The organism is Chryseobacterium sp. SIMBA_038 (assembly GCF_046535115.1).
Classification (GTDB): Bacteria; Bacteroidota; Bacteroidia; order Flavobacteriales; family Weeksellaceae; genus Chryseobacterium.
Map to the genome: position 1 here is coordinate 1 of NZ_JAWRXH010000279.1, position 257 is coordinate 257.

A 257-nucleotide genomic window follows, 5' to 3' on the forward strand; every position below is an offset into this window, starting at 1 on the left:
GTAGGAGCGTCTGCAAACTACCTGATGGATCAGTATCTTGATTTCTCAGCAATCAATAAAACGGCTGCAATGTATACTATTCCAGGTACAGGAGGTCTTCTTTATGATGGTGTTACACCGGAGCTTATTCAAGAACTTACCGCACAGAAGAAATTTGACGATCAATTTATGCTGAATGCTAACGCAGGTAAGTCTTTCCAATTTGGAAAGTACAGAGTAGGGGTGAGTGTTTCAGTGAATAATATTTTAAATAACAG

The 257-nt window shown here is 38.9% G+C and carries 1 protein-coding gene; it reads left to right on the plus strand.

Features of this window, described 5'->3' with window-relative positions; all coding sequences use genetic code 11:
* Positions 1-257 (plus strand): hypothetical protein (locus SB689_RS23555; RefSeq protein WP_410694465.1); only part of this gene is annotated, 257 nt, incomplete at both ends.